The organism is Afifella sp. YEN Y35 (assembly GCF_047553465.1).
Classification (GTDB): Bacteria; Pseudomonadota; Alphaproteobacteria; order Rhizobiales; family Afifellaceae; genus Afifella; species Afifella aestuarii.
Window position 1 is genome coordinate 792,635 of record NZ_CP180203.1, and the last position, 23,470, is coordinate 816,104.

Below are 23,470 nucleotides of genomic sequence, written 5' to 3' on the forward strand. Positions count from 1 at the left end.
GACTTTCCAGTGGCTGGAACCCTTATCCAGCAGGAAAGCGTGGGAGTTGGCGCATGAATATCGGCGATGCGGCGCAGGCCTCCGGCCTGCCCCCCAAAACGATCCGCTATTACGAGGATATCGGGCTCGTACAGCCGGACCGGCGCGGCAACAATTACCGCGACTATTCCGATACCCACGTCCACAATCTGCAATTCCTGGCGCGCGCCCGCTCTCTGGGTTTTTCCATCGAGGAATGCCGTCAGCTTCTGTCTCTCTACGGAGACCGCTGCCGGGCGAGTGGCGACGTGAAGGCGATTGCGATCCGCCATATCGGTGAGATCGAGCGCAAGATCGCCGAACTTCAGGCGATGCACGATACGCTGTCGAACCTCGTCGAGGCCTGCCATGGCGACCATCGGCCCGATTGCCCGATCTTGCAGGATCTGGCCGGGGATCGGACATGACGCCGAAGGTGGTTTCCTTTGTCTTTCTGGGCCTTGCGATCGCCGCTTTCCTGGCCATCCGGGCGTTCGTGGCGGGGGACGGTGATGTTCGGGTCGCGAACGTCAAAGTGCCGGAGCTTTCGTCCGACGCTGAGACGGGCAGGGCGCTTTTTGAGGAGAACTGCGTCGCCTGTCATGGCGAGAATGCCGCGGGGACAGAAGCCGGGCCGCCTCTCGTGCATGCGGTCTACGCGCCTGAGCATCACAGCGATCAGGCGTTTCAGCTTGCCGTGGCCCGCGGCGTGACCGCGCATCATTGGAGCTTTGGCAACATGGCGCCGGTAGAAGGTCTGTCTCAGACGGAGGTGGACAAGATCGCCGCCTATGTGCGCGAGTTGCAGCGCGCGAACGGGATTTTGTGAGCGCCGACGACGCAGCCGTTACATCAGCCCCATGCCGCGAAAGCTCGCATGCCCGTCGCGGCCGATGATGATGTGATCGTGCACGGTCACCCCCAAAGGCTTGCCGACGTCGATGAGCGTCTTCGTCATCTGAATGTCGGCCCGAGACGGTGAGGGGTCGCCGGACGGGTGGTTGTGAACCAGAATGAGGGCGGTCGCCGAGAGTTCGAGGGCGCGACGCATCACTTCCCGGGGATAGACCGGGGTGTGGTCGACCGTGCCCCTCTGCTGCACTTCGTCGGCGATGAGGGCATTCTTTTTGTCCAGAAAGAGGATGCGGAACTGCTCCCGATCCTCAAACGCCATCGCCGTGCGGCAATAGTCGAGAAGGGTCGACCAGGAGGCGAGAACCGGCCGGCTTCTGACTTCGTGACGACCAAGACGTTCGGCGAAGGCGCGCATCAATTTCAGCTGCAGGATGACGGCGTCGCCGACACCATCGATTTCTTTCAGGCGTGTCGGCGATGCCGCCAGAACTTCGCCGAGAGAACCGAAGGTGGCGAGCAGAGCCTTGGCGATCGGCTTCGTGTCGCGCCGGGGCAGGGCGCTGAAGAGAGCGAGCTCCAAAAGCTCGTAATCCGCCAGCGCGTCGGCTCCTGCCTCGCGAAAACGGTTGCGCAGACGGTCTCGGTGGCCGTGATAATGGACCTGGCCGGGGCCGGCTTCTTCGAAATCAAAGCCCACGGAGGTCTCAGGGCCGGCCGTAGCCGGCCGGCGACAGCGTGAAGATTTCCACCCCGTCCTCCGTGACGCCGACGGAATGCTCGTATTGTGCGGTGAGAGATCTGTCGCGCGTGACCGCCGTCCAGCCGTCGTTCAGGAGTTTGACGTGCGGACGGCCGAGATTGATCATCGGCTCGATCGTGAAGATCATCCCAGGTTCGAGCGCGAGCCCTTCGCCGGGACGCCCGTAATGCAGGATATTCGGCGGCTCGTGGAAGGCCAGCCCGACGCCGTGGCCGCAGAAATCGCGCACGACCGAACAGCGCTCGGCTTCCGCATAGCTTTGGATGGCGTGACCGATATCGCCGAGCGTCGCGCCGGGTTTCACCGCGTCGATCCCGCGCATCAGGCACTCATAGGTGACCTCCATCAGCCGTTCAGCCGCGCGCTTGATCTGGCCGACCGCGTACATGCGGCTTGAATCGCCGTGCCAGCCGTCGAGGATGAAGGTGACATCGATATTGGCGATGTCACCCTCTTTGAGCGGTTTGTCGTTGGGAATGCCGTGGCAGACGACATGATTGAGCGAGATGCACGAGGCCTTGCGGTAGCCGCGATAATTGAGCGTTGCCGGGAGTGCATCATGCTGAAGCGCGAAATCATAAACGAAATCGTCGAGCTCTTGCGTCGTGACACCGGGTTTGACCCGCTCGGTCAATTCATCGAGGCAGGTGGCGACGAGCTGACCGGCCCGGCGCATGCCGACAAAACCTTCCTCGCCGTAGGTATGGATGGAGGCCTTTTCGCGCTGGCCTGAAAGTGCGTTCTGCATAGGATGAAACCGTCCTTATTCGGCGACAAGCTAGCCGATTGAGGCGCCCCTTTTAAAGGGGAGATGGAGTATTTCGCCTTCCATATGGGGAAGGGGCGGGCGGCAAGCCAGATTGGACTTGCCGGCGGCTACGACAAAGGGCACTCAGTCTCAATGAGCGAGATCGAAGCGACTATCGCATACCCGACCCAGGCCGCGCCTCGGGCAGCCATGCTGGTGATCGGCGACGAGATCCTGTCGGGGCGCACCAAGGACAAGAACATCGGCACGCTTGCCGATTTCTGCACCGACCTCGGGATCGATCTGGAGGAAGTGCGGATCGTCGGCGACCAGAAGCATGCGATCGTGGCGGCGCTGAAGGCGCTGTCGGCGGCGTATGACATCGTCTTCACCTCCGGCGGTATCGGGCCGACGCATGACGACATCACGGCGGATGCGGTTGCGAGCGCGTTCGATCGTCCGCTCATTCATCATCCCGAGGCGGTTCGGATCCTGCGGGAGCGGGCCGAGGCGCGCGGTTGGGAGCTCAACGAGGCGCGCCTCAGAATGGCGCGGACGCCGGAAGGCGCCGACCTCATCGCCAATGCGGTCTCGGGCGCGCCCGGCTTCAAGATCGGCAACGTCTATGTGATGGCGGGCGTGCCGGCCGTGATGGAGGCAATGCTTGCCGCCCTCGCGCCCACGCTGCCACATGCCGCGAAGATCATGTCTGTGACGATCGAGGCGGGACGCGGGGAAGGAGAGATCGCTGATTGGCTCTCCGACCTTCAGGACGAGCACCCGGAGGTGCGTTTCGGTTCCTACCCCTATCAGGACGGGAGCCGCTTCACGACACGCATCGTGATCCGCTCGCGCGATGAAGAGGCGCTAAAAAAGGCGGCCGAGGCCGTGGAAAGCCGCCTGCAAAGCGGATAAGAGGCCGGAAAGAACGAGAGAGATATGGTGCAAGAAAAGGCCTTCCCGGTTTCCTGGGAGCAGTTTCATCGCGACGCGCGGGCGCTGACCTGGCGGCTCGCCGGCGCCGGCCCCTTCGAGGCAATCGTGTGCATCACGCGCGGCGGGCTCGTGCCAGCGGCCGTCGTGTCGCGCGAACTTGAAATCCGGCTGATCGAGACGGTCTGCGTCGCGTCCTATCACGACTACAAGACACAGGGCACGACCGAGGTCTTGAAGCCGATTTCGGAACAGGTGCGCCATCTCGGCGGGGCGGGCGGCAAGGGTGTTCTGATCGTCGACGATCTCGTCGACACCGGAAAGACTGCGTCGATCGTGCGAGAAATGCTGCCGGATGCGCATTTCGCTACGGTCTATGCCAAGCCGAAGGGGCGCCCGCTGGTCGATACGTTCGTCACGGAAGTCTCCCAGGACACGTGGATTTATTTCCCGTGGGATCTCGGGCTGAGCTTCCAGCCGCCGATTTTCGGCGCGCCGAGCTGACGCCACGGGCGCAGGCGACATCTTGCTTCGATATCAACCTATCCTGGCGATAACCGGCCTCCTTCTGGTGGCGCTCGGCGTGGTGATGATTCTGCCGGCGCTCGTCGATCTTTCGGCCGGCAATCCGGACTGGATGGTGTTTGCGCTCTCGGGCGTCGTGACGGCGCTCGTCGGCGCGGTCTTCGCCATTGCGGGGCGCGAGGACGAGCCGCTCGGGCTCAATCTCAAGCAGGCTTTCATTCTCACCACCGTTCTGTGGTTCGTGCTGCCGGGTTTTGCGGCCCTGCCGTTCCTTGGCCTCGATGTCGATTATGCCGATGCCTTCTTCGAGACGGTCTCCGGCATGACGACGACGGGTTCCACCGTCCTCACTGGCCTCGACAGTCTGCCGCCCGGCATTCATCTCTGGCGCTCGCTCCTGCAATGGATCGGCGGCGTCGGCATCGTCGTCATGGCCATCATCATGCTGCCGTTCCTGAAGGTCGGCGGTATGCAGCTCTTCCACGCGGAAAGCTCCGACCGTTCGGAGAAGGTGCTGGCGAAGTCGTTCGATCTCGCCGCCTGGATCGGCGGCATCTATGTCGGTCTGACGCTTCTCTGCGCGCTCGCCTATGCGGCCGGCGGCATGACCTTCTTCGATGCGATCTGCCATGCGATGACGACGCTCTCGACCGGTGGGTTTTCGACCCACGACGCGTCCTTCGGTTATTTCGGCGACAATCCGGAGCTTCTTTGGACGGGCAGCTTCTTCATGCTGGCGGGGGCCATGCCGTTCGTCGCCTATATCGGCGCGTTGCGTGGCCGCCCGTATGAGATCTTTCGCGATCCCCAGGTGCGGGCGCTGGTAGGTCTCCTGGTGATCGTGTGTACGGGCCTTGCGTTCCAATTGACGCTGACGGGCGAGTTCACGTTCGGCCAGGCTCTTAGGCACTCCACCTTCAACGTCGTTTCCGTGGTGACGACGACCGGCTATGCCTCGCTCGACTACACGCAGCTCGGCACCTTTTCGGTCGGCCTTTTCTTCGTGCTCACCTATGTGGGGGGCTGCACCGGGTCCACGGCCGGCGGCATCAAGATCTACCGTCTCGTTATCCTGTGGGAGATCATCCGGCGCCAGATCCGGCTTCTCGCCCATCCTTCGCGCGTCGATCCGCTGCGCTATGCCGGCCGCCGTATCCCGGCCGATGTTCCGCCCTCGGTTCTGGCTTTCCTGACGCTTTATGTCGGGACCACGGTGATCATCACGATGATTCTCGCGGCGCTCGGCCTCGACTTCGTCACCGCCATTTCCGCGGCAGTGACTGCGGTCGGCAATGTCGGTCCTGGGCTTGGCGAGATCGTGGGCCCGGCCGGCAATTTCGGGTCGCTTCCCGACGCCGCCAAGATCGCGCTCACCTTTGCGATGGTGCTCGGGCGGCTGGAGCTCTTCACGGTCCTGGTGCTTTTCGACCCGGCCTTCTGGCGCTGGTGAGACGCCTCTTGCCGGTTGCTTCCGGCGTCGTGCGGCTTTTTAGAGCTTTGCAGCTTTAAGAACGTCGTTAATGCGGGTCTGCCAGCCAGGACCTGTGGCTTTGAACTTTTCGATCACCTCGGCATCCAGGCGAAGGGAAACCGCTTGCTTCGGATTCGTCTTTTTGGGGCGGCCTCCCACGTTCCTTTCCATTTTGGCGGCCAGATCGGGAAAGGCTTCGCGAAACGGCTTGGCCTCTCGGAGGTCTCCTTCGGTCAGTTCCGGATTGTCCGATACCTCCTCCCAATCGTCGCGGCTGTATCCGCGGCCCGGTTCGAACGTCCTCTTTTTCTCATTGCGTTTCGTCATTCCAGCCTCTTCCTTTCGTTCCTCCTGGCAGGGCGCATGGATATGATCGACGGCCCTTCGGTCCCGAGGGTGGCGAAGATTGCCGAGACGGTCCCGTCCGCGAGGCGCCCTATTGCCTGAAACCGGCCGCTTTCGCCGGCAGCACCAGCGCATTCAAAAAGAAGTCTTCATCCAAATCGGCGAAGTCCAACCCGTGCTTGTCGAGGTTCGCGAGCCGCTTTCGTTCATCCCAGACGATCATTTAGTTTTCGTATATACATAAACCAAAGGACCTACAAGCTTTACATATTCTCAGGGGTGGAGGTTGGGCTGACATTTGTCGTCGTTCAACGGGCCTGTCGCTGAGCTGACACGACTGCGGGTGGGGAGAAGCCCGCACATAATGCCGTATGCTGAGCTGCACACATCCGATTGACCGGGGATCGAAAAGCAGAGAGAAACCCTGGCACGCGGGCGTGGCGGAACAGGTAGACGCAAGGGACTTAAAATCCCTCGGTTGGAAAACCATGCGGGTTCGAGTCCCGCCGCCCGCACCATTCTGCCATGTCAGTTCTCTGCCGGGTCGTGTCCGAGCGGCGTCGTGCGTCGCAGACCAAGACGATGAGAGTTCGGCGCGCGCTGACATCGACGGCGTCAGGAGCTTTCTTCTCACACGATCCGAGCTTCGGACTTCGCTCCCCCTTGCTGAAGAGCGCAGGGCCCGGGCCGCTCGATCTCAAGCCGTGATGTCGTAGAAGGCCAAACAAAAACCCGCCGGCCGGAGCCGACGGGTCATATCTGTCTGAGTGAACGCTGGGTGCTTACTGCGCGCCTTCGTATTCCGGCGCGTCTTCCAGCTGATTCTCGGTGGCATTGATCGAATAGCGGGTTTCGCCGTTCGCATCCTTCTGGATGTTGAGCGTGTCATACTCGACCGCAACCGGCTTTTCGCCGATGCCGAGGAAGCCGCCGACATCGATGATCACGGCGCGGACATCGCCATTCTGGCCGACGATCACGTCATCGATATCACCGACGCTCTCATCGTTGCTGCCGTAGACGGTAGCGCCCATGATCTCGTCAGCACTCAATCCGCTGGGCTGCGTACCTCCGGCAGCGGACTTGCTCGAGCCCATGTCGGTCTGATCACGCGAAGCGGTGGTCATCGAGCCCGTGCCGGCATTGTCGTTCGTGCCCGATTTCGTCATCTCGCTCTGGCTGTTCTGCGCCGTCTGCGAGCCCGTCGTATCGGCATTCATGTCGCTGGTGTTGCTGGCGACATCACCTTCCTGGCCGGCCATCTCCCACTTCGGAGCGTTCTCCAGCTCGGCGCGCGTCATCGGGATCGTGAGGCGCGGCTCATCCTCGTTCGATGCCTGGGTCATCTCGACCTTATCGAACTTGATGGCGACCGGCTTTTCGCCCACGCCGAGGAAACCGCCGACGTCGATCACGATCGAATCGATCTTGCCGTTGTCGGCGAGGATGACATCGTCGATCTCACCAACGCTCTGCTGCTGATCGTCCGGGTTTGCGGCGAGTTCCTGGTTCTGGCCAGTGTCGCTACCCGATGCCGAGCCGCCTGTCGCCGAGCGGTTCGTCGCCATCTGTTGATCGGTGCTGTCGCCGGACGTCGTTCCGCTCGTCCCCATGGCCGTCGTCTGGCCCGAGGCGTCGGTCTTCACCCGATCCTGCATGTCGGTCACAGGTTCGCCGCTTGCCATGGTGTCGTTCTGACCCATGGAGCCGCTGGCCTGACCGCTGTCGGTGTTGTTCTGCATGGCCTGCTGCTGGCGCTGGCCTGCCTTGTCACCCATGGAGCCGGCGCCCGTCGCATCCTGACCCGTTGCCGACGAGTAGACTTCCCGTCCGAGCCAGTCGCTCAGGCGGGTTTCGCCCTGCTCCGGCTGCGCAAATGCCGTCTGGCGGTCCTGACCGCTCATCGCGCTGTTATTCGCGGCGCCGTCGCTGGTCGTCGTGGTGCTGGAGGCTGTCTGCTGCGACTGATCCTTCGTCATGGACCCGCTTGCAGCGCCAGCCGAAGAGGCGGTCGTCGCCGAGGCATCCGTGGAGCTCGCGCTGTCGTTGCCACCTTCCTTCTGCATCTGCGCATAGCTGCGCTGATTGTCATTCTCCTGGAATTCAGGAGCGTTCTTCAGCTCTTCTTCGGTGGCATCCACGACCAGGCGCATTTCGCCATTCTGGTCCTGCGTCACCTGGAACTGATCGTAATCGAGGGCGACTTCTTTTTCGCCGAGGCCCAGAAAGCCGCCAACGCCGATGATCGCTGCGGTGATATTGCCGTTCTCGTCGACGAGAAGATCGTCGATGTCGCCGACTTCTTCAGCGTCCGGTCCGGCCGAGGAGTAAACGGTCTGGCCCATCCAGGAGGAGGCGAGATCCTCGCCCTGCTTCTGCTGCGTCTTGACGCCCTCGGTGGTGGACTGAGCCTGCGTCGTCTCGTTCTGAGTGGCCGGCTGCGTCTGGGCGATCGCGCCGGTGGTCAACAGTGCGGCAATCGCCGTACTCGCCATCAATGTGCGGATCATGTAGTAATCTCCTTGCATCTCGGATGCTATTGAGGCCGCGCGGATGTGTGTGGAAGCCGTTCGCGCGGCCGTTACCGCCCGACAACGTTAAGTGGTCGATCGGGTTCCGATTGCGGAGATGTATAACTCTCTGAAATGCTTAGGCGGTAAAAGAATATAGCCAGTCCTGGCGGCGCATCAAAACTTCGCCGGGGAGCGCCAGGAGCGCTGTGTTCCTGAGGCCCGCGACGAGACTGGGCATGGTGTAGATCTGGAGATTGCTGTCCGCCATGGATACAACCTTACGGACGCGTGTTTTGCGCGAAAGCTCGTAGCGGGCGAGTTTTCCCGAAAGCGCTCCGTCGCCTGCGAGCTCGGCGGAAAGCGTCGCGGCATCCTCGATCCCCATCGCGCCTCCCTGGGCGGCCGTCGGCAGCATGGCATGGGCGGCATCGCCGAGGAGAACGGCACGCCCATTTGTCCAGGCGAGGCTCGGGTCGACGGTCTGGAGCGGCCAGGGCAGCCATTTCTGGCGCAGGGTCTCGGAACCGAAAAACGTGGCGATCTCGGGCGCCGCATGGAAGAGCACGGGTCCCGATTGGCCGGTCGCTCTTTGCGGCTCGATTGCCACGATGTTGAGGCGTTCGCCCCGCCTGATCGGATAGTGAACGACGTGCCAGCCGGGGCCCATCCACAACGTGGTGCAGCTCGTGTCGAGCCAGTTGGGGGCGGCCGAAACGTCGATGCTCACACGCCAGGCGACATGGGTCGACGGGGAGGGGTCGGCACCGGAGACGAGCTTTCGGCGGACGACCGAGCGAAGCCCGTCTGCACCAACGACGAGATCGGCGTAATGCTCGGCGCCGGCAGCCTCGAAGGCGACACCGCTTTCATGTGCGTCAAAAGCCTCCACGCCTGCGCCGAGATGAAGGCGCACCGCGGACTCTTTGCGAACGGCCTTCAAAAGCACGTCTTGCAGGTCAGCGCGATGGATCAGCCAGTAGGGCGCGCCGTATCGCGCCTGCGCCCATTCTCCCAAGGGGAGCGTTGCAAGCAAGTTGAGGCGCTGGCCATTGCCGATCTGCAGCTTGTCAGGTACGACGACGCATCTGCCGAGTTCCTCCCCGAGGCCGAGTGCGAGGAGAAGACGAGAGGCGTTTGGCGACAACTGGATGCCGGCGCCCACTTCCTCCAACGTTTCCGCACGCTCGAAGAGATCGAGCTCGAACCCCTTGCGCGCCAGCGAAAGCGCGAAAGTCAGGCCGGAGATGCCGGCCCCGATGACGGCGACGCGCATCCTATAAGGAAGGGCAGGGGCGGGCGCCCATGCTCCCCTCCATCCTCATTCCTGGTAAACGGCTTCGGTCGGACGCGCCTGCTTGGGGCTGAGCGAACGATCGAGCTTGTAGAGGGTCGAGCAATAGGGACAGACGATTTCGTGCTCGTCACCCATGTCGAGGAAAACGTGCGGATGGTCGAACGGGGGCAGGGCACCGATGCACATGAATTCGCTGGCGCCGACCGAAATCGCCTCGACTCCGCCGGTATTATGAAAATGCGGAACCACGTTCTCCGCCATCGTCGCTCGTCCTGTCCGTTGTTGCTGGTTTGCGGAACATAGGCGTGCAGGGGCGGCGGGCCAATGTCAAAATTCCAGCTCGTCGAGGCGCCTGCTCCCGCTGCGCGTTGACCGTCTGCCGCATGAGGGGCTAAGCGGCGGCATGATCCATTCGCACGTCCATTCTTCTCATGCCCTCCTTTGAAACGTCAGACGGCGTCGCCATCGCCTATCTCGACCAGGGAGAGGGCGAACCGCTCCTCCTGATCCATGGCTTCGCGTCGAGCCACCGGGTCAACTGGCAGTCCACCGGCTGGGTGTCGGCCTTCAATGAGGCCGGATATCGCGTCATCGCGCCTGACAATCGCGGCCATGGCTGGTCCGACGCGCCGCATTCGGCCGATGCCTACGGCATGGACCGGATGGGACGCGATATGCTGGAGCTTCTCGATCATCTCGGCCTCGAGCGAGCCCTCATGATGGGATATTCGATGGGCGCGCGGATCGCGGCGCATCTTGCCGTCGCTGCACCCGAGAAGGTTGAAGCCCTCATCATCGGCGGGCTCGGCGATCAGCTCGTCCAGGGTTTCGGCGAGGCTGATGACGTTGCAGCCGGCATGCGCGCCGCCTCCATGGACGAGGTCGTCGGCGAGACCGCAAAAGGATTTCGCGTCTTCGCCGAACAGACCGGTTCGGATCTCCTGGCGCTTGCCGCCTGTATGGAGGCCGGCCGCGAAAACCTTACTCCGGACATGCTCGGCAAGCTCACCATGCCGGTGCTCATCGTCGTGGGGTCTGAGGATGAGGTGGCCGGCGATCCGGAAGCGCTGGCAAAACTCATCCCCGGCGCCGAGACGGCGATCATCCCGCGGCGTGACCACATGCGCGCGGTTGGCGACAAGGCGACCAAGGCGGCGGTCCTGGAGTTTTTGGAGAGGCTGCGCAAAGCGGCCTAGCGGTGTCCGAGAGTGGTGGGCGAACGGAGCGAACCGGCGCCGATCATGTCAGGGAGCTGTTGACCCTTGGTCGCGCCGGCATATGCTGATTTTCATTGGAAGCTATATAACACTGTGCGTGGCCCGCGAGAGCGGTGGCGAAGGTAGAGAGAGCCTGCAAAACCTCTCTGGCCAACTGGCCGCGCCGCACCAGATATCCGGGCGCCGGAGAACCGGATCGTGACGCAGCGAGAGGAGCCGATATGGCTGTCGAACAAACCCGTCTGAGCTCGGGAGCCGAAACGGTCGATCCGGTCTGGGCGCAGCTTCGCCGCGAAGCCGAGGACATCGTCGCCCGCGAGACCGTGCTGGCCGCCTTCATCTATTCGACGATCTTGAACTATCCGCGGCTGGAGGATGCGGTCGCTCATCGTGTCGGCGACAGGCTGCGCCATCCCGGCATTTCGACGGGCCAGATCATCCGGTCCTTTGGCGAGATGTATGAGGATCAGCCGGAATTGTCGGAGGTTCTGCGCATCGATCTGATGGCCGTCTATGACCGCGATCCGGCTTGCGAGCGGCTGATCGAGCCGGTGCTCTATTTCAAGGGTTTCCACGCGATCCAGTCGCACCGGCTGGCGCATTGGCTTTGGCAGCAAGGTCATAAGGATTACGCGCTTTATCTGCAAAGCCGGGCTTCGGAAGTTTTCCAGGTCGATATTCATCCCGCCGTTCCTCTCGGGCGGGGGATCTTCATCGATCACGCGACGGGTATCGTGATCGGCTCCACGGCCGTGATCGAGGACGATGTCTCGATCCTGCAGAATGTGACGCTCGGTGGGACGGGAAAATCCTGTGGCGACCGTCATCCGAAGATTCGTCATGGCGTTCTCATCGGCGCCGGTGCGGAGGTCCTCGGCAATATCGAAATCGGCCATTGCTCGCGTGTGGCGGCCGGCTCGGTCGTCTTGAAACCGGTGCCGCCTATGGTCACGGTTGCGGGCGTGCCGGCACGAATCGTCGGAAAAGCGGGCCGCGACGAGCCCGGCCGATCCATGGATCAGCTCCTGCGCGAGGCGGAGCAGGGCAGCGACGACGTTTCCGGCTGAGCCGGTTGAGATCGGCTCCTCGTTATGTCAGGACGGGCCAAACCAAGTTAAAGGGTGTCGCGTTGAGCATCGACGAACTGAAAAAACTCCAGGCCTACCTGCAGAGGCTTTTCGACAACGAGAAGATCCAGGTGAAGGCTCGGCCGCGGAAGGACGATTCGGCGGAGGTGTTCGTCGGCGAGGAATTCGTCGGCCTCATTTTCCGGGACGATGAGGATGAGGATCTCTCCTACAATTTCTCGATGGCGATCCTGGATTTCGACCTGCGCGCCTGACGGCCGTCGAAGACGAATCTGATGTGAAAATGCGGGCGGTCGCGGCGAGCGGCCGCCCGTATCTTGTTGCGCCCACCTGAGACGGTTACGTTTCCTTTCCAGCGATCGCGACGTGCACCTTGCCGTGCTTCGCCGCCTTGCGTCGCAGGGAAGCAGGGCCTGAGATCGTGTGTCTCGGACTTGTGGTGGCGGGTCTGTGGAGTGCATGTTCGGGCACGGTGTTTCTCAGTTTTCTGGTGGCTGCCCGCCTATGAGCATTTATTGTCTGAAAGAACGGAAGCCTGACCTCCCCGAGAGCGGAGCCTATTGGATCGCGCCCGGCGCGAGCGTGATCGGCGACGTGAGAGTGGGTGAAGACGCAAGCGTGTGGTTCGGCGCCGTCCTGCGAGGCGACAACGAGCCGATCACCGTCGGCCCTCGCTCCAACGTTCAGGATCTCAGCGTCATCCACACCGATCCCGGGTTCCCCTGCACGATCGGTCGCGATTGCACGATCGGCCACCGCGCCATCCTGCACGGCTGCACGATCGGGGATTTTTCACTCGTCGGGATGGGCGCAATCGTTCTGAACGGCGCCAAGATCGGCCGTTTCTGTCTGATCGGCGCGGGTGCCCTCATCACCGAGGGCAAGGAGATCCCGGATTATTCGCTTGTCGTCGGTTCTCCGGGCAAAGTGGTGCGCACGCTCGACGAGGCCGCACAGGAGGGGCTGCGGGAATCGGCCGAAAGATACGTCGCCAACGGCCGACGCTTTCGGGAATCGCTCGGCGAAATATAGAGCGCTCCACAGTCTGGCGCCCGGAATTCCTCGGCTCGATAAAGCGCCGGCCGGCCTCCTTGCGGAGACCGGCCGCTGAGCCTGGTCGGGGACGGGAGAGTTTGGAGGCGACCAGGCTAGGTCACATTCAACGCACGCGACCTGTGGCGTCGAGCGGCTGCCAGCGGGAATCGTCGATGGCGACCCACTTTTTCGGATCGGCGATGTCCTGCCGTTTCACGTAGCGGTAGCCGGTCTCGCTCCACAGGCGGATATCGGAGACCTTGTTGTCGAGCACGTAGTCGCCGCGATCGGTGCGCACCACGAGCACGGCATGGCCGGCGCCCACTTCGTCGAAAACGACGGCGACCAGGAGGTCGGAGGTGGGCCAGCCGCGCGCCACGAGCTGCTTGCGCTTCAGAAGCACGTAATCCTCGCAATCGCCGTAGCCCTGCGGGAGCGTCCAGACTTCTTCCTGCCCATAATATTCTTGGTCCGTCACGGCCTCGACCGTGTCGTTGACGTAATTGTTGACGCGCACGAGATCCTGCCAGCGGGACGGTATCAGCTGCATGGGTGAGCGGCTGCCATGAACCTCGCATTCACCCGGAAACGATCTGCAGAAGGCGCGATGTCCAATCGGTGGCGATGCATAACGGCCCGTGCGCATGACCGGTGCGCTGATGCTGCCCGTGATCCTGATGCCAAGACCGGAGCTTGTCTGTTGGGCCTGGACCTCCGCCGGGGCCGCCACAAAGACGGCGAGGGCGAAAGCTGCCCCAAGCATTGTTCCGGTCACTCTGTTCAACCGCATATCGCGATCCCCCGTTTTGGGAGACCGTATCCCCGGCCGCTTAGGCGCGGGCTAAGCGGTTCTTTCGGAGTTTCACGCTTTCGGCAAGCTCTTCTTTACGCTGCCTACCATTTGGTTGAAATCAGGAAGTTCTCCTGAAATTGTCGGCAAGTGTAAGGGCTTTTACATAAGAGTCGACTGTCGGTCTGGTTAAAAAGATGTTGTTATGACGGCCGGGAAAGAGTGCTGTCACATGCTTCCGTCTGTGAAGAACTCTTCCTCGATAATCCGCTCGATCTCTTCTTCCGACATGATGCGCATAAACTCGATGGCGACGCCGTCGCTGAAATGGCGCACAACGCGGCCTCCAAGCCGGCCGAGGTTGACGCGAGAGCCGATCGGCGGGCGCTCTGAAATCGCCAGCGCTGCGCCGGTCTTCGACATATCGATGATCTTGCAATCGACCTGTTTGCCGCCGGGCAGGGTCACCCGCGTTTCCGTGGTGGCCGGCACACGCCGCACGGAGCGGCGGTCGTCGCGGACCTTGAGCACGTCGCGCCGTCCGAGCCAGGCGAGCGTGTTCGCGAGCTTTTCCCGTTTGCGCGCCGAGGCCGTGATCGTGATGGCGAAACCATTTTGTGTGTGACGCGTGATGATGCCTTCGATACGCCCAATCTGCTCGGCATAGATGATGATCTTCTCGCCGACATTCCCTTTGAGAGGACTGATGATCGCGGCCCCACCTGCGGACACGTTGCGCATCTCGCACGGGTTCTCTTGCTGATCCGCAAACATGCAGCGGCCGAGCAGGTTGACCTCGACGCGCTCATGCTGGCGACGATTGCGTTCGGGGTCCTCCACGGTGATCTCCACCGTCTCTTTGGGCGCATCAGTGTTTGTGGAAGCGATGGTCATTGCTCGTGAAGCCAGGAGCCTGTGGCAAAACTATCATAGTGCAAGTTAACCATCTGTAAGCGAGTGTGGCAGAAAGAAACAGTGTTTTTCCAAGTCTTTTCCTTGCCCGGACGCTCTGTGATTGCGAAGGGGCGAGCCGTAATCCCCCGGATGCTCCACCTTTTCGCCTGTCTCCGAAGAAGCGACCCGCCCATGCAAGAACGAGAACGAGAGAGAATGTTCAACCTGCCGACGGTCCTCGTGTGGACGGTCGGTGTGCTGCTCATCGTGCATGTCATCCGCGCCCTGTTGCCTTATCAGAGCGACGTCGAGGTGCTCATGATGTTCGGCTTCGTGCCGGCACGCTATACGGGCGCGGCCTCATTCCTTCCTGGAGGGATCGCGGCCTGCTTTTGGACGCCCCTCACTTATGGGCTGCTGCACGCCGACTGGCTGCATCTCGGCGTGAACGTTCTTTGGATGCTGAGCTTCGGGAGTGCCGTGGCGCGGCGTTTCGGGACTTCTCGCTTCCTCGTCCTGCTGCTGGTGGCGATCGCCGCGGGTGCTCTCGCCCAGTTTCTGGCGATGCCGGGGAATGAGACCCTCGTCATCGGAGCTTCCGCTGGTGTCTCTGGCATTACGGCTGCGGCCGCGCGTTTCGCCTTTGCGCCGGGCGGTCCTCTGGCGGGTGGAGGCGCGCGCCCGGAAGCCTACCTCGTGCCAGATCCGGGGCTGAGAGCGAGCCTTCTCAATCCATACTCCGCCTTCTTTATTTTGATGTGGTTCGGAATCAATCTCCTGTTTGGCGTCGGCGGGCAGATGCTCCCGGGCGTCGGGGGTGCGATCGCCTGGCAGGCCCATATCGGCGGATTTCTCGCGGGCCTTCTTCTTTTTCCCTTGTTCGACCCGGTCGGACGCCAAACTCGTTCATAGGCTCCTGGGGATCTTGGTTCTTTGAGAAAACTCGATCTCAGAAGAGTTCAAACTTATGCCGTCTCGCCCTAGGATACTGATAAGCGGACGAAACAAACGTTCGCATTCGGGGAGGACTAGACATGCATGTACGGCAATTGCTGGAGAGCAAAGGCAATGACGTCGTGACGTGCCGGCCGCAGATGAGCCTGCACGAAGTCGCCGTCACGTTGTCGGAACATCGTATCGGTGCGGTCGTCGTGACCGAGGGCGCGGCTATCAAAGGTATTTTGTCGGAGCGCGAGATCGTCTCTGCTGTCGCCCGCGAGGGGTCAGGGGCGCTCAGTCAGCCGGTGGCGAATTTTATGACGGCGCGCGTGCGGATCTGCCGGATGCATCATACGACCGACGATCTCATGGAAATGATGACCAATGAGCGGTTTCGCCATCTGCCCGTCGAGGAGGATGGCAAGCTCGTTGGCATCATCTCGATCGGGGACGTGGTCAAACGTCGGATCGCCGAGGTGCAGAACGAAGCCGAAGCGATCCGGGAATACGTGACGCAGGGCTGACCTGAACGCCTAATCGCGCATGCGGAGGCGGAGTCCCTCGGGTGCTGCCTCCGCGACGCGGTAAAAGCAGTCTGTGCGACCGGTGTGGCAGGTCCTGGCGCGATCGGCGACGGCGACGCGCGCGAGAAGGCAATCCTGGTCGCAGTCGATCCTGAGCTCGATCAGCTTCTGGATGGCGCCGGAGGTCTCACCCTTCTTCCAGAGGGAGTTCCGAGACCGGCTGAAATAGTGCACCTCGCCGGTGGCGAGCGTGAGATCGATAGCCTCGCGGTTCATCCACGCCATCATCAGGACATCGCCGCTTTCGGCATCCTGGGTGATGCAGGGCAGGAGGCCCGCTTCGTTGAAGCGGGGCCGGAAGTCCTGCGTCTCTTCGATGACGGCCTCGGGAGAGGCCGTTGCCTGATCGTCCTTCATCGACACCGGCGTCCGTGATCAGCGGCCGGTCGGGCGCACGAGGTTGAGGAATTTTTCGCGTTCGGCTGCCTCGTCATGGAAGAGGCCGGTGAAGCGCGACGTCATGGTGGACGAGCCCTGCTTCTGTACGCCACGCATCGACATGCACATATGCTCGGCTTCCACCATCACCGCGACGCCGCGCGGGCTCAGGGCGTTTTCGAGCGCATCGGTGATCTGGGCCGTCATCGTCTCCTGCGTCTGCAGGCGGCGCGCATAGGCTTCCACGACGCGGGCCATCTTCGAGAGGCCCACGACGCCGTCGTTCGGGTAATAGGCGATATGCACATGCCCGAAGAACGGGAGCATGTGATGCTCGCAATGCGAGTAGAAGGCGATGTCGCGAACCAGCACCATGTCGTGATAGCCGCCCACATCCTTGAAGGTGCGCGCGAGCAATGTCCCCGGATCCTGGGGGTAGCCGGCGTAAAGCTCCTCATAAGCCGAAACCACGCGCCGCGGCGTGTCGCGCAGACCCTCGCGGTCGGGGTCGTCCCCGAGCCAGGCGATCAGCGTTCGCACGGCAGCTTCTGCCTCCTCGCGGCTTGGCCTTCGACCCGCCACCGCGGCCGAGGAGAAGAGCTTCAACGTGCTGTCCATCTTGCGTCCTTTCGAGACGTGCCGGCCGCTCTCGGGTGGAGGTGTGACGCCGGCCTGTCGAACCTATATAAGGCGAAGTAATGATTTTGCCCAAGCTCGGCCACCCCCCGAGCGGAGTGACCTATGATCGACGACGTCTATAACGCCAAAATTCTGGAATTCGCAGGGAACATTCCCCGCATCGGACGGCTTGCCGATCCCGACGCGAGCGCCAAGGCGCATTCGCGCTTGTGCGGCTCGACGGTCACCGTCGATCTGAAGCTGCAGGATGGCCGGATCGCGGATTTCGCGCATGAAGTGAAGGCCTGTGCGCTCGGCCAGGCGTCTTCCTCCATCATGGCGCGGACGGTGATCGGTTCGACGCCCGACGAGCTGCGGCAGGTTCGTGAGGAGATGCGCGCCATGCTCAAGGAGAACGGGCCGTCGCCGCAAGGCCGCTGGGCCGATCTTCGTTTTCTCGAGCCGGTGCGCGATTATAAGGCGCGGCATGCCTCGACGATGCTGACATTCGACGCCGTCGTCGATGCGCTCGATCAGATCGAGGCGGCGGGTCACGCAGGTTCGTCCTCGTTCGAAAAGGGGCAGGGCCGGAAAGCGGCCGGCGCCGGTCAGGCCGCGTGACGCTATGGAGAGGGCCGAAGGATCAGAAGGCGGTCGGCTGAAGCCGCGGCGTTTCTCGCCCGTCGCCAGTGGTCTCCTCGGACTGATCAGGATTTATCAGCTCTCGCTGTCCTCGATCATGGGCCGCACGTGCCGGCATTTGCCGAGTTGTTCGGACTATACGAGCGAGGCGATCAGCACCTTCGGCGCGTGGCCCGGGCTTTGGATGGGGCTTGCCCGCTTCTCGCGCTGTCATCCTTTCGGCAGCAATGGGCTCGACCCGGTGCCAGCCCGCTTGCCCGACAATGCCCGCTGGTATACGCCGTGGCGCTACGGCCTATGGACGGGCCGACACATCACCGAACGCTTTTCGGATTGAACTATGGAGCGGGCCGATGGGCCCGGACTTTGCTGTCATGAGCCGGATTAGACTTCCCGACGGCCAGGAGCGCAGCTTGCCCGAAGGGGCGAGCGGTGCCGATCTCGCTGCGTCGATCTCCAAATCTTTGGCGAAGAAGGCCGTTGCCGTCGAAGTCGACGGGCAGCTCGCCGATCTCGCCGACAGGCTGCCGGAAGGCGCTACGGTGAAGATCGTCACGCGCGAGGACCCGCAGGCGCTGTCCCTCATTCGTCACGATTGCGCCCATGTCCTCGCGGAGGCCGTGCAGGAGCTCTTCCCCGGCACGCAGGTCACCATCGGGCCTGTGATCGAGGACGGCTTCTATTACGACTTCTTCCGCCAGGAGCCGTTTTCGACCGAGGACTTCACCGCCATCGAAGCGAAGATGCGTGAGATCATCGCGCGCAACCGCCCCTTCACGAAGGAGGTGTGGGACCGCGACGAGGCGAAGCGCGTCTTCGGCGAAATGGGCGAGCAGTTCAAAGTGGAACTCGTCGATGCGATTCCCGAAGGCGACGACGTCAAGATCTATCGCCAGGGTGACTGGTTCGATCTCTGCCGCGGCCCGCATATGGATTCGACCGGGCGGATCGGCGACGCCTTCAAGCTGACGAAACTCGCCGGCGCTTATTGGCGAGGCGATTCCAGCCGCCAGCAGCTGCAGCGCATCTACGGCACCGCCTGGACCTCCAAGAAAGAGCTCGACGCCTATCTCACCATGATCGAGGAGGCGGAGAAACGAGACCACCGCCGTCTCGGGCGCGAGATGAACCTGTTTCATCTGCAGGAAGAGGCGCAGGGGTCCGTCTTCTGGCATCCGAAGGGCTATGCCGTGTGGCGGGTCCTGGAGGATTACATTCGCCGGCGCCTCGATGAGGATGGCTATGTGGAGGTGAAAACCCCGCAGCTTCTCGATTCGAGCTTCTGGGAGAAATCCGGGCACTGGTCGAAATTCCGCGAAAACATGTTCGTGGTCCCCGATCAGACCCCGAATACGGAAGAAGATGGGCCGGTTCTCGCCGACGAGGTCGATACCTGGCTGGCGCTCAAGCCCATGAACTGCCCGGCGCATGTGCAGATCTTCAAGCACGGGATCAAATCCTACCGCGATCTGCCGATCCGCATGGCCGAATTCGGCTGCTGCCATCGCAACGAAGCGCATGGCGCGCTCCATGGGCTGATGCGCGTCCGGCAGATGACCCAGGACGATGCGCACATCTTCTGCACGGACGAGCAGGTGGTGAGCGAGACCGAGCGCTTCCTGAAGCTGTTTGCGCGCGTCTATACCGATATGGGCCTCACCAATATCCGCTATAAGCTCGCGACCCGGCCGGAGACCCGTGCCGGCGACGACGCCACCTGGGATCGTGCCGAAAAGTCGCTTGCCGATGCTCTGACGGCGGCCGGCGTGGAGTTCGAGATCGCCGAAGGCGAGGGGGCGTTCTACGGCCCGAAGCTCGAGTTCCACCTGACCGACGCGATCGGACGGACCTGGCAGTGCGGCACGTATCAGCTCGATTATGTGCTGCCGGAGCGGCTTGATGCGTCTTATGTCGGCGAAGACGGCGAGCGTCACCGTCCGGTGATGCTGCATCGGGCCGTCTTCGGCACCTTCGAGCGCTTCATCGGCATCGTTCTGGAGCATTATGCCGGGCGCCTGCCGCTCTGGCTTGCGCCGGTGCAGGCGGTCGTCGCGACGATCGTCTCGGAAGCCGACGATTACGCGCGCGAGGTCGAGGAGAAGCTGAAGGCTGCGGGCCTTCGCACGGTCGCCGACCTCAGGAACGAGAAGATCAATTACAAGGTCCGCGAGCACTCGGTCGGCAAAGTGCCGGCGATGCTCGTCGTCGGCCGTCGTGAAGCGGAAGAGGGAACGATTTCTCTGCGCCGTCTCGGCCAGAAAGATCAGATGACCCTGCCTCTCGAAGAAGCGCTTCGCCGCCTGAAGGAAGAGGCGACGCCGCCTGACCTTCGGCCGGCCGGGGAAGCCCAGGCCGCCGCGGCATAAGTCTCAAAGTGCCTGGCTCTAACGAGCCAGGCGCATCCCTTCCGGACGGACAAGGTCGGTCAGCCGGACTTCGACGTCACGGTTCATCCCTGCCTTGATCTCGAAATCACGAGCATAGGTCGTGTCGTCGTGGCGCGCGACCGCAGTGTAGGTGCCTTCCGCAAGGATGATGTGAGGAAAGGCGCCGACCGATTCGTGAATCGTGTCGCCGCCCTGCGTCAGCACCGTCCAGCGTGTGTTGGCGAGAGCTTCGCCGCCCTCCTGTTCCACCAGCTTCAGCGTCACCTCGGCACCCGCGTGGTGGATGATGGCCTCAGTCAGCTCGCCGGGTTTCACCTCGATTTCCGCACGCACGATGGCGTTGAGGGTGCCGTAACGGCTGACGACGCTGTAGGTGCCCGCATGCAGACGCACGATGTGACCGGCTTCGGCATTGGGCGTGACGAGCTCGCGCTTGTCGTTTTCCGTCTCGTAGTAGATTTCGTAGGTGACTTTGCCCTCATCGAGAGGAAAGTCCTCGCCCACCACGGCCGACAGGCGAAGGCCGCCCGCCTCCAGCACCAGATCTTCGGTTTCCGGAACGCCGTTCAATTCGATGCGCTGGGTGGCGCCCGCCCGGCCAAAGGCCGCGTGCACATAATAGGCGCCGTCGGGCAGGGTGAGTCGCGCCGTTCCGCCGGATGACGTTGCGATCAGCGGCAGGCTGCCGTCTTCGCTCGGTGTGGTGCCGAAGATCCTCCAGGTCAGACCCTGGGTAAGGTCGGGGCTGTCATCTGTCAGGCGCGCATTCAGCGTGAGGACGTTGCCGCCGAGCAGCAATCCCTTTGCATCGCCGTCCGGATTGTCCGGAAAGATGATGGTTTCTTCCGGTCCGGGCAGATTGAACTCGCTCGAAGGCGCGACGAAGTCGAGCTTGTGAGGCGGATCTTCCTGCCGGGGAGGCGGGGGCCCGTCCTTGCGAAAGAAGCTCCTCGGCTCGTCTCCTTGCGGAGGGGCGCCCGGGCCGAGATCTGAGGGGCCGGGCCCGAAAAAGCCTGCTCCACCACCGCCCAGGCCGTCTTGAGCATAGGCTGGTGCGGTTGCGAGCGCTCCGCCGAAGGCGGTCGCCACGGTCGCGAAAGCTAGGACAATAGCCGGGGTGAAGCGGATCATCGGCTCATGCTGTTGATGGTTCTTCCTGGTCGTAAGCGGCGAACCATGTCGATTTCAAGGTTGAAACGGCCCGAGCCATGATGGAAACCGTTCGGCGCAAAGGCAAAATGACACAGGCGACGATGCACGACCTTCTCGACCATCTGCGCAAACGTCGGAGCACACCCTCCGTCCAGCTTGGCGATCCGGGGCCGGATCCAGAAACGTTATCCGATATTCTGACCATTGGCGCGCGTGTGCCCGACCACGGCAAGCTCGCACCCTGGCGCTACATTATCTACAGCCGCGAAGACCGGCAACGTTTGGCGGAAACGCTGAAGGCTTTGGTTCTTAAGAGCGGTGATCCCGAGGCCGAGCGCAAAGCGGGAAAGGCCACCCAGTTTGCGATTGCGCCGGTCGTCATCGGCGTTGTCTCGACAGCGGCCGCGCATGCGAAAGTGCCGGTCTGGGAGCAGGAGCTGACGGCGGGCGCCGTTTGCATGAACCTCCTGCACGCAGCCGCGGGCCACGGTTTCGGCGCCCAATGGCTGACGCAATGGTTCGCCTTCGATGCGGAAGCGCTTCGCGCGCTCGGCGTTGGTGAGAACGAGAAGCTTGCCGGCTTCATCCATATCGGAACGGCGAGCCAGGAAACGCCGGAACGCGACCGGCCGGATATCTCCGCGCTCACGACTTTCTTTTCTAACTGAGGATTTTAGATGCGTTATACGCCGCGCCTGCGGGACCACGGGCTCGCACATGATCCGTTCAAGGCGATTGTCGCGCCCCGTCCGATCGGTTGGATTTCGAGTCTCGATCCGGAAGGGCGTCTCAATCTCGCGCCCTATTCCTTCTTCAACGCCGTCTCCAACGATCCTCATATCGTGATGTTCTCGTCCTTTGGCGAGAAAGACAGCGTGAAGAACATCGAGGCGACAGGCGAATTCGTGTGCAATCTCACGACGTTCGATCTCCGCGAAGAGATGAATGCGACCTCAGCCGCCTATCCTCGCGGGGTGAGTGAGGCGGAAGAGGCGGGGCTCGCCATGGCGGAGAGCGCCGTCGTCAAACCGCCGCGCGTTCGCGACGCCCCGACCGCGCTAGAATGCCGGCTTCTCAAGGCGGACCGTCTCGCCGGTCTCGACGGGCAGTGGTCCGGTAACATCGTCGTTTTCGGAGAAGTCGTCTCGATCTATGTCGATGACCGCTTCATCCGCGACGACCGCTTCGATATGGCGGCGGCCCGAACGATCGCGCGCTGCGGCTATTTCGACTATGCCGTGGTCGACGGTGTCTTCGAGATCATTCGCCCGAAGGATCCGAAGGTGACGGGCTGACGATCTTACGGATCTGGGTGATCTGAGCGGCGCGCGCGACAAGGCGTTCGGCTCTTCGCAGATCGCTCTGATCGCAGGCATGCCCCTCGATCGCGAGCGCGCCCGGGTTTCCTGCTTCTCGGAACGCGGCAATCAAAGCCTCGGCCATCGCGACCGCGTCGGGATCCGGCGTAAACGCAGCGTTGATTGCCGCCACCTGTGAGGGATGGATAGCGATCTTGCCCGCGAATCCTGCGTCAGCAGCCTTCGCGGCTTCGGCGGCAAGCCCCTCTGAGTCGGCAAAGTCCTGATAGGGGCGATCGATGGCATCGACATGTGCTGCACCGGCGGCAAAAAGGCACAGATTGCGTGCAAGCGCAGCTGGGTTTCCCCAGTCGTCGTCTTCATCGCTCTCCCTCTGGCGCCCGATTCCCGCCGCAGACCTGTCGCCGCACCAGACAAGGCCGCAGAGGCGCGCAACGTCGCCGGCATAGCTTCCGAGCGCCAAGAGGGAATCGGGCCGATCTCCTGCGATTGCGAGAATGCGTGTGCCGCCGTCTGGGAGACCGTGAAGCGCTTCGCGAACGGCGATGCGGGCGCCGAGGAGCACGACATCGTCTTTTCCCGCTGCGGCCGACAGCACGATGCCGGCCGGCGCTCCGGTCATGACGTAGTCGAGATCGCCCTCGCTCAGGGGGTTCGCGAGAGCGTTGATGCGCACGAAGAGGCGAGGGCGCATGAGACCGACATGCCTGCGCAAAAAGTCTGTCGCCAGCTTTCGGGCCTTGCCCTTGTCCCGCGGGGCAACCGAATCGGTGAGATCGAGGATGAGCGCGTCGGCGCCGCTCGTCAGCGCTTTCGCGAGCTTCCGCTCGCTGTCTGCGGGTACGAGGAGGTAGGAGCGCATCATTTTTCACCCATTGTTGGGGCCATAGCTGGGGACTGAGGAGGGCGCTGCGCAAAGGCCGACGCTATGGTGAACCGATCATTAATCATCCCCGTGCACGATC

28 protein-coding genes, 1 tRNA gene and 1 pseudogene are annotated in these 23,470 nt (G+C 62.5%); 17 read left to right on the plus strand and 13 right to left on the minus strand.

What is annotated here, in order from left to right:
* Nucleotides 1–53: 53 nt before the first annotated feature.
* Together cueR and ACK8CP_RS03795 are read left to right on the plus strand one after the other, a co-directional pair.
* Nucleotides 54–446 (plus strand): Cu(I)-responsive transcriptional regulator, encoded by a 393-nt coding sequence (gene cueR / locus ACK8CP_RS03790; RefSeq protein ID WP_261214067.1) that lies wholly within the window; start codon nucleotides 54–56, stop codon nucleotides 444–446.
* A complete protein-coding gene (locus ACK8CP_RS03795) occupies nucleotides 443–847 on the plus strand; it encodes a c-type cytochrome (protein ID WP_414833393.1) in 405 nt (134 codons plus the stop codon). Before cueR ends, ACK8CP_RS03795 begins: the two co-directional genes overlap by 4 nt.
* A gap of 18 nt (nucleotides 848–865) precedes the next feature.
* Here the strand turns inward: ACK8CP_RS03795 and radC are convergent, their stop codons facing one another.
* Nucleotides 866–1,570, minus strand: a complete 705-nt coding sequence (radC, locus tag ACK8CP_RS03800; protein ID WP_234628293.1) for a RadC family protein — start codon at nucleotides 1,568–1,570, stop codon at nucleotides 866–868.
* A 7-nt stretch (nucleotides 1,571–1,577) separates the two neighbouring features.
* Nucleotides 1,578–2,381 (minus strand): type I methionyl aminopeptidase, encoded by an 804-nt coding sequence (map, locus tag ACK8CP_RS03805; protein WP_092816250.1) that lies wholly within the window; start codon nucleotides 2,379–2,381, stop codon nucleotides 1,578–1,580.
* A 153-nt stretch (nucleotides 2,382–2,534) separates the two neighbouring features.
* On the opposite strand from map, the gene ACK8CP_RS03810 reads away from it, so the two are divergent.
* Genes ACK8CP_RS03810 through ACK8CP_RS03820 form a run of 3 tightly spaced genes read left to right on the plus strand, consistent with a single transcriptional unit; the run spans nucleotide 2,535 to nucleotide 5,289 of the window.
* The gene (locus ACK8CP_RS03810) at nucleotides 2,535–3,296 is read left to right on the plus strand and encodes a competence/damage-inducible protein A (protein WP_414834185.1); all 762 of its coding nucleotides are present in this window, start codon (nucleotides 2,535–2,537) and stop codon (nucleotides 3,294–3,296) included.
* Between the two features lie 24 nt (nucleotides 3,297–3,320).
* On the plus strand, nucleotides 3,321–3,818 hold the full coding sequence (gpt, locus tag ACK8CP_RS03815; RefSeq protein WP_234628292.1) for a xanthine phosphoribosyltransferase: 498 nt from the start codon (nucleotides 3,321–3,323) through the stop codon (nucleotides 3,816–3,818).
* A gap of 22 nt (nucleotides 3,819–3,840) precedes the next feature.
* The gene (locus tag ACK8CP_RS03820) at nucleotides 3,841–5,289 is read left to right on the plus strand and encodes a TrkH family potassium uptake protein (RefSeq protein WP_234628291.1); all 1,449 of its coding nucleotides are present in this window, start codon (nucleotides 3,841–3,843) and stop codon (nucleotides 5,287–5,289) included.
* A gap of 39 nt (nucleotides 5,290–5,328) precedes the next feature.
* Here ACK8CP_RS03820 and ACK8CP_RS03825 read toward each other — a convergent pair whose 3' ends face one another.
* The gene (locus ACK8CP_RS03825; protein WP_414833394.1) at nucleotides 5,329–5,637 is read right to left on the minus strand and encodes a BrnA antitoxin family protein; all 309 of its coding nucleotides are present in this window, start codon (nucleotides 5,635–5,637) and stop codon (nucleotides 5,329–5,331) included.
* Nucleotides 5,634–5,878, minus strand: a pseudogene (locus ACK8CP_RS03830) (BrnT family toxin). The gene ACK8CP_RS03825 and the pseudogene ACK8CP_RS03830 overlap by 4 nt, the downstream one beginning before the upstream one ends.
* 208 nt (nucleotides 5,879–6,086) lie before the next feature.
* Between ACK8CP_RS03830 and ACK8CP_RS03835 the strand changes: the two are divergent.
* A tRNA-Leu gene (locus ACK8CP_RS03835) sits at nucleotides 6,087–6,173 on the plus strand.
* 264 nt (nucleotides 6,174–6,437) lie between these two features.
* Here the strand turns inward: ACK8CP_RS03835 and ACK8CP_RS03840 are convergent.
* From ACK8CP_RS03840 to ACK8CP_RS03850, 3 genes are all read right to left on the minus strand, one after another.
* Nucleotides 6,438–8,165 carry a PRC-barrel domain-containing protein gene (locus ACK8CP_RS03840; RefSeq protein ID WP_414833395.1) on the minus strand — a complete coding sequence of 576 codons (1,728 nt, stop codon included), beginning with the start codon at nucleotides 8,163–8,165 and terminating at the stop codon, nucleotides 6,438–6,440.
* Nucleotides 8,166–8,304: 139 nt separating this feature from the next.
* Nucleotides 8,305–9,441: an FAD-dependent monooxygenase gene (locus ACK8CP_RS03845; protein ID WP_414833396.1), complete on the minus strand. Its 1,137-nt coding sequence runs from the start codon at nucleotides 9,439–9,441 to the stop codon at nucleotides 8,305–8,307.
* A gap of 45 nt (nucleotides 9,442–9,486) precedes the next feature.
* The gene (locus ACK8CP_RS03850) at nucleotides 9,487–9,723 is read right to left on the minus strand and encodes a zinc-finger domain-containing protein (protein ID WP_234628287.1); all 237 of its coding nucleotides are present in this window, start codon (nucleotides 9,721–9,723) and stop codon (nucleotides 9,487–9,489) included.
* Between the two features lie 170 nt (nucleotides 9,724–9,893).
* On the opposite strand from ACK8CP_RS03850, the gene ACK8CP_RS03855 reads away from it, so the two are divergent.
* The 4 genes from ACK8CP_RS03855 (at nucleotide 9,894) to ACK8CP_RS03870 (ending at nucleotide 12,799) form a co-directional block, all read left to right on the plus strand.
* Nucleotides 9,894–10,658 carry an alpha/beta fold hydrolase gene (locus tag ACK8CP_RS03855; RefSeq protein ID WP_414833397.1) on the plus strand — a complete coding sequence of 255 codons (765 nt, stop codon included), beginning with the start codon at nucleotides 9,894–9,896 and terminating at the stop codon, nucleotides 10,656–10,658.
* A gap of 242 nt (nucleotides 10,659–10,900) precedes the next feature.
* Nucleotides 10,901–11,746, plus strand: coding sequence for a serine O-acetyltransferase (gene cysE, locus ACK8CP_RS03860; RefSeq protein ID WP_092816238.1), 846 nt, complete (start codon nucleotides 10,901–10,903; stop codon nucleotides 11,744–11,746).
* A gap of 62 nt (nucleotides 11,747–11,808) precedes the next feature.
* Nucleotides 11,809–12,021 (plus strand): DUF3126 family protein, encoded by a 213-nt coding sequence (locus ACK8CP_RS03865; protein ID WP_092816236.1) that lies wholly within the window; start codon nucleotides 11,809–11,811, stop codon nucleotides 12,019–12,021.
* A gap of 250 nt (nucleotides 12,022–12,271) precedes the next feature.
* Nucleotides 12,272–12,799, plus strand: coding sequence for a gamma carbonic anhydrase family protein (locus ACK8CP_RS03870; protein ID WP_234628285.1), 528 nt, complete (start codon nucleotides 12,272–12,274; stop codon nucleotides 12,797–12,799).
* Nucleotides 12,800–12,926: 127 nt separating this feature from the next.
* Here ACK8CP_RS03870 and ACK8CP_RS03875 read toward each other — a convergent pair whose 3' ends face one another.
* Together ACK8CP_RS03875 and ACK8CP_RS03880 are read right to left on the minus strand one after the other, a co-directional pair.
* Nucleotides 12,927–13,448, minus strand: a complete 522-nt coding sequence (locus ACK8CP_RS03875; RefSeq protein WP_414834186.1) for a transglutaminase-like cysteine peptidase — start codon at nucleotides 13,446–13,448, stop codon at nucleotides 12,927–12,929.
* Nucleotides 13,449–13,820: 372 nt separating this feature from the next.
* The gene (locus ACK8CP_RS03880) at nucleotides 13,821–14,486 is read right to left on the minus strand and encodes a PilZ domain-containing protein (RefSeq protein ID WP_234628284.1); all 666 of its coding nucleotides are present in this window, start codon (nucleotides 14,484–14,486) and stop codon (nucleotides 13,821–13,823) included.
* A gap of 216 nt (nucleotides 14,487–14,702) precedes the next feature.
* Between ACK8CP_RS03880 and ACK8CP_RS03885 the strand changes: the two genes are divergently transcribed.
* Together ACK8CP_RS03885 and ACK8CP_RS03890 are read left to right on the plus strand one after the other, a co-directional pair.
* On the plus strand, nucleotides 14,703–15,398 hold the full coding sequence (locus ACK8CP_RS03885) for a rhomboid family intramembrane serine protease (protein WP_414833398.1): 696 nt from the start codon (nucleotides 14,703–14,705) through the stop codon (nucleotides 15,396–15,398).
* A gap of 122 nt (nucleotides 15,399–15,520) precedes the next feature.
* Nucleotides 15,521–15,949, plus strand: a complete 429-nt coding sequence (locus ACK8CP_RS03890; RefSeq protein ID WP_414833399.1) for a CBS domain-containing protein — start codon at nucleotides 15,521–15,523, stop codon at nucleotides 15,947–15,949.
* A 9-nt stretch (nucleotides 15,950–15,958) separates the two neighbouring features.
* On the opposite strand, the gene hisI is transcribed toward ACK8CP_RS03890, so the two are convergent.
* Together hisI and folE are read right to left on the minus strand one after the other, a co-directional pair.
* Complete coding sequence (gene hisI, locus ACK8CP_RS03895) at nucleotides 15,959–16,366, minus strand: phosphoribosyl-AMP cyclohydrolase (RefSeq protein ID WP_414833400.1); 408 nt, start codon at nucleotides 16,364–16,366, stop codon at nucleotides 15,959–15,961.
* A gap of 18 nt (nucleotides 16,367–16,384) precedes the next feature.
* On the minus strand, nucleotides 16,385–17,005 hold the full coding sequence (gene folE / locus ACK8CP_RS03900) for a GTP cyclohydrolase I FolE (RefSeq protein WP_234628280.1): 621 nt from the start codon (nucleotides 17,003–17,005) through the stop codon (nucleotides 16,385–16,387).
* A 123-nt stretch (nucleotides 17,006–17,128) separates the two neighbouring features.
* On the opposite strand from folE, the gene ACK8CP_RS03905 reads away from it, so the two are divergent.
* The 3 genes from ACK8CP_RS03905 to thrS are packed head-to-tail and all read left to right on the plus strand — an operon-like array spanning nucleotide 17,129 to nucleotide 20,013.
* Nucleotides 17,129–17,626, plus strand: coding sequence for an iron-sulfur cluster assembly scaffold protein (locus ACK8CP_RS03905; RefSeq protein ID WP_234628279.1), 498 nt, complete (start codon nucleotides 17,129–17,131; stop codon nucleotides 17,624–17,626).
* A gap of 4 nt (nucleotides 17,627–17,630) precedes the next feature.
* Nucleotides 17,631–17,984, plus strand: a complete 354-nt coding sequence (gene yidD, locus ACK8CP_RS03910) for a membrane protein insertion efficiency factor YidD (protein ID WP_414833401.1) — start codon at nucleotides 17,631–17,633, stop codon at nucleotides 17,982–17,984.
* A gap of 16 nt (nucleotides 17,985–18,000) precedes the next feature.
* The gene (thrS, locus tag ACK8CP_RS03915) at nucleotides 18,001–20,013 is read left to right on the plus strand and encodes a threonine--tRNA ligase (RefSeq protein WP_414833402.1); all 2,013 of its coding nucleotides are present in this window, start codon (nucleotides 18,001–18,003) and stop codon (nucleotides 20,011–20,013) included.
* Nucleotides 20,014–20,031: 18 nt separating this feature from the next.
* Here thrS and ACK8CP_RS03920 read toward each other — a convergent pair whose 3' ends face one another.
* The gene (locus tag ACK8CP_RS03920) at nucleotides 20,032–21,165 is read right to left on the minus strand and encodes a hypothetical protein (RefSeq protein WP_414833403.1); all 1,134 of its coding nucleotides are present in this window, start codon (nucleotides 21,163–21,165) and stop codon (nucleotides 20,032–20,034) included.
* Between the two features lie 77 nt (nucleotides 21,166–21,242).
* Here ACK8CP_RS03920 and ACK8CP_RS03925 point away from each other — a divergent pair, with 77 nt between their 5' ends.
* Nucleotides 21,243–21,854 carry a nitroreductase gene (locus tag ACK8CP_RS03925; protein WP_414833404.1) on the plus strand — a complete coding sequence of 204 codons (612 nt, stop codon included), beginning with the start codon at nucleotides 21,243–21,245 and terminating at the stop codon, nucleotides 21,852–21,854.
* A gap of 9 nt (nucleotides 21,855–21,863) precedes the next feature.
* On the plus strand, nucleotides 21,864–22,481 hold the full coding sequence (locus ACK8CP_RS03930) for a flavin reductase family protein (protein ID WP_414833405.1): 618 nt from the start codon (nucleotides 21,864–21,866) through the stop codon (nucleotides 22,479–22,481).
* Here ACK8CP_RS03930 and ACK8CP_RS03935 read toward each other — a convergent pair.
* The gene (locus ACK8CP_RS03935) at nucleotides 22,447–23,370 is read right to left on the minus strand and encodes an HpcH/HpaI aldolase/citrate lyase family protein (RefSeq protein WP_414833406.1); all 924 of its coding nucleotides are present in this window, start codon (nucleotides 23,368–23,370) and stop codon (nucleotides 22,447–22,449) included. The genes ACK8CP_RS03930 and ACK8CP_RS03935 overlap by 35 nt on opposite strands.
* Nucleotides 23,371–23,470: the final 100 nt, after the last annotated feature.

Excerpts from the sequence above, each read along its gene's own strand:
- cueR (WP_261214067.1), top strand. The coding sequence starts at position 54 with ATGAATATCGGCGATGCGGCGCAGGCCTCCGGCCTGCCCCCCAAAACG.
- ACK8CP_RS03795 (WP_414833393.1), top strand. The coding sequence starts at position 443 with ATGACGCCGAAGGTGGTTTCCTTTGTCTTTCTGGGCCTTGCGATCGCC.
- map (WP_092816250.1), bottom strand. The coding sequence starts at position 2,381 with ATGCAGAACGCACTTTCAGGCCAGCGCGAAAAGGCCTCCATCCATACC.
- ACK8CP_RS03810 (WP_414834185.1), top strand. The coding sequence starts at position 2,535 with ATGAGCGAGATCGAAGCGACTATCGCATACCCGACCCAGGCCGCGCCT.
- gpt (WP_234628292.1), top strand. The coding sequence starts at position 3,321 with ATGGTGCAAGAAAAGGCCTTCCCGGTTTCCTGGGAGCAGTTTCATCGC.
- ACK8CP_RS03825 (WP_414833394.1), bottom strand. The coding sequence starts at position 5,637 with ATGACGAAACGCAATGAGAAAAAGAGGACGTTCGAACCGGGCCGCGGA.
- ACK8CP_RS03840 (WP_414833395.1), bottom strand. The coding sequence starts at position 8,165 with ATGATCCGCACATTGATGGCGAGTACGGCGATTGCCGCACTGTTGACC.
- ACK8CP_RS03845 (WP_414833396.1), bottom strand. The coding sequence starts at position 9,441 with ATGCGCGTCGCCGTCATCGGGGCCGGCATCTCCGGCCTGACTTTCGCG.
- ACK8CP_RS03850 (WP_234628287.1), bottom strand. The coding sequence starts at position 9,723 with ATGGCGGAGAACGTGGTTCCGCATTTTCATAATACCGGCGGAGTCGAG.
- ACK8CP_RS03855 (WP_414833397.1), top strand. The coding sequence starts at position 9,894 with ATGCCCTCCTTTGAAACGTCAGACGGCGTCGCCATCGCCTATCTCGAC.
- cysE (WP_092816238.1), top strand. The coding sequence starts at position 10,901 with ATGGCTGTCGAACAAACCCGTCTGAGCTCGGGAGCCGAAACGGTCGAT.
- ACK8CP_RS03870 (WP_234628285.1), top strand. The coding sequence starts at position 12,272 with ATGAGCATTTATTGTCTGAAAGAACGGAAGCCTGACCTCCCCGAGAGC.
- ACK8CP_RS03875 (WP_414834186.1), bottom strand. The coding sequence starts at position 13,448 with ATGCGCACGGGCCGTTATGCATCGCCACCGATTGGACATCGCGCCTTC.
- ACK8CP_RS03880 (WP_234628284.1), bottom strand. The coding sequence starts at position 14,486 with ATGACCATCGCTTCCACAAACACTGATGCGCCCAAAGAGACGGTGGAG.
- ACK8CP_RS03885 (WP_414833398.1), top strand. The coding sequence starts at position 14,703 with ATGTTCAACCTGCCGACGGTCCTCGTGTGGACGGTCGGTGTGCTGCTC.
- ACK8CP_RS03890 (WP_414833399.1), top strand. The coding sequence starts at position 15,521 with ATGCATGTACGGCAATTGCTGGAGAGCAAAGGCAATGACGTCGTGACG.
- hisI (WP_414833400.1), bottom strand. The coding sequence starts at position 16,366 with ATGAAGGACGATCAGGCAACGGCCTCTCCCGAGGCCGTCATCGAAGAG.
- folE (WP_234628280.1), bottom strand. The coding sequence starts at position 17,005 with ATGGACAGCACGTTGAAGCTCTTCTCCTCGGCCGCGGTGGCGGGTCGA.
- ACK8CP_RS03905 (WP_234628279.1), top strand. The coding sequence starts at position 17,129 with ATGATCGACGACGTCTATAACGCCAAAATTCTGGAATTCGCAGGGAAC.
- yidD (WP_414833401.1), top strand. The coding sequence starts at position 17,631 with ATGGAGAGGGCCGAAGGATCAGAAGGCGGTCGGCTGAAGCCGCGGCGT.
- thrS (WP_414833402.1), top strand. The coding sequence starts at position 18,001 with ATGGGCCCGGACTTTGCTGTCATGAGCCGGATTAGACTTCCCGACGGC.
- ACK8CP_RS03920 (WP_414833403.1), bottom strand. The coding sequence starts at position 21,165 with ATGATCCGCTTCACCCCGGCTATTGTCCTAGCTTTCGCGACCGTGGCG.
- ACK8CP_RS03925 (WP_414833404.1), top strand. The coding sequence starts at position 21,243 with ATGATGGAAACCGTTCGGCGCAAAGGCAAAATGACACAGGCGACGATG.
- ACK8CP_RS03930 (WP_414833405.1), top strand. The coding sequence starts at position 21,864 with ATGCGTTATACGCCGCGCCTGCGGGACCACGGGCTCGCACATGATCCG.
- ACK8CP_RS03935 (WP_414833406.1), bottom strand. The coding sequence starts at position 23,370 with ATGATGCGCTCCTACCTCCTCGTACCCGCAGACAGCGAGCGGAAGCTC.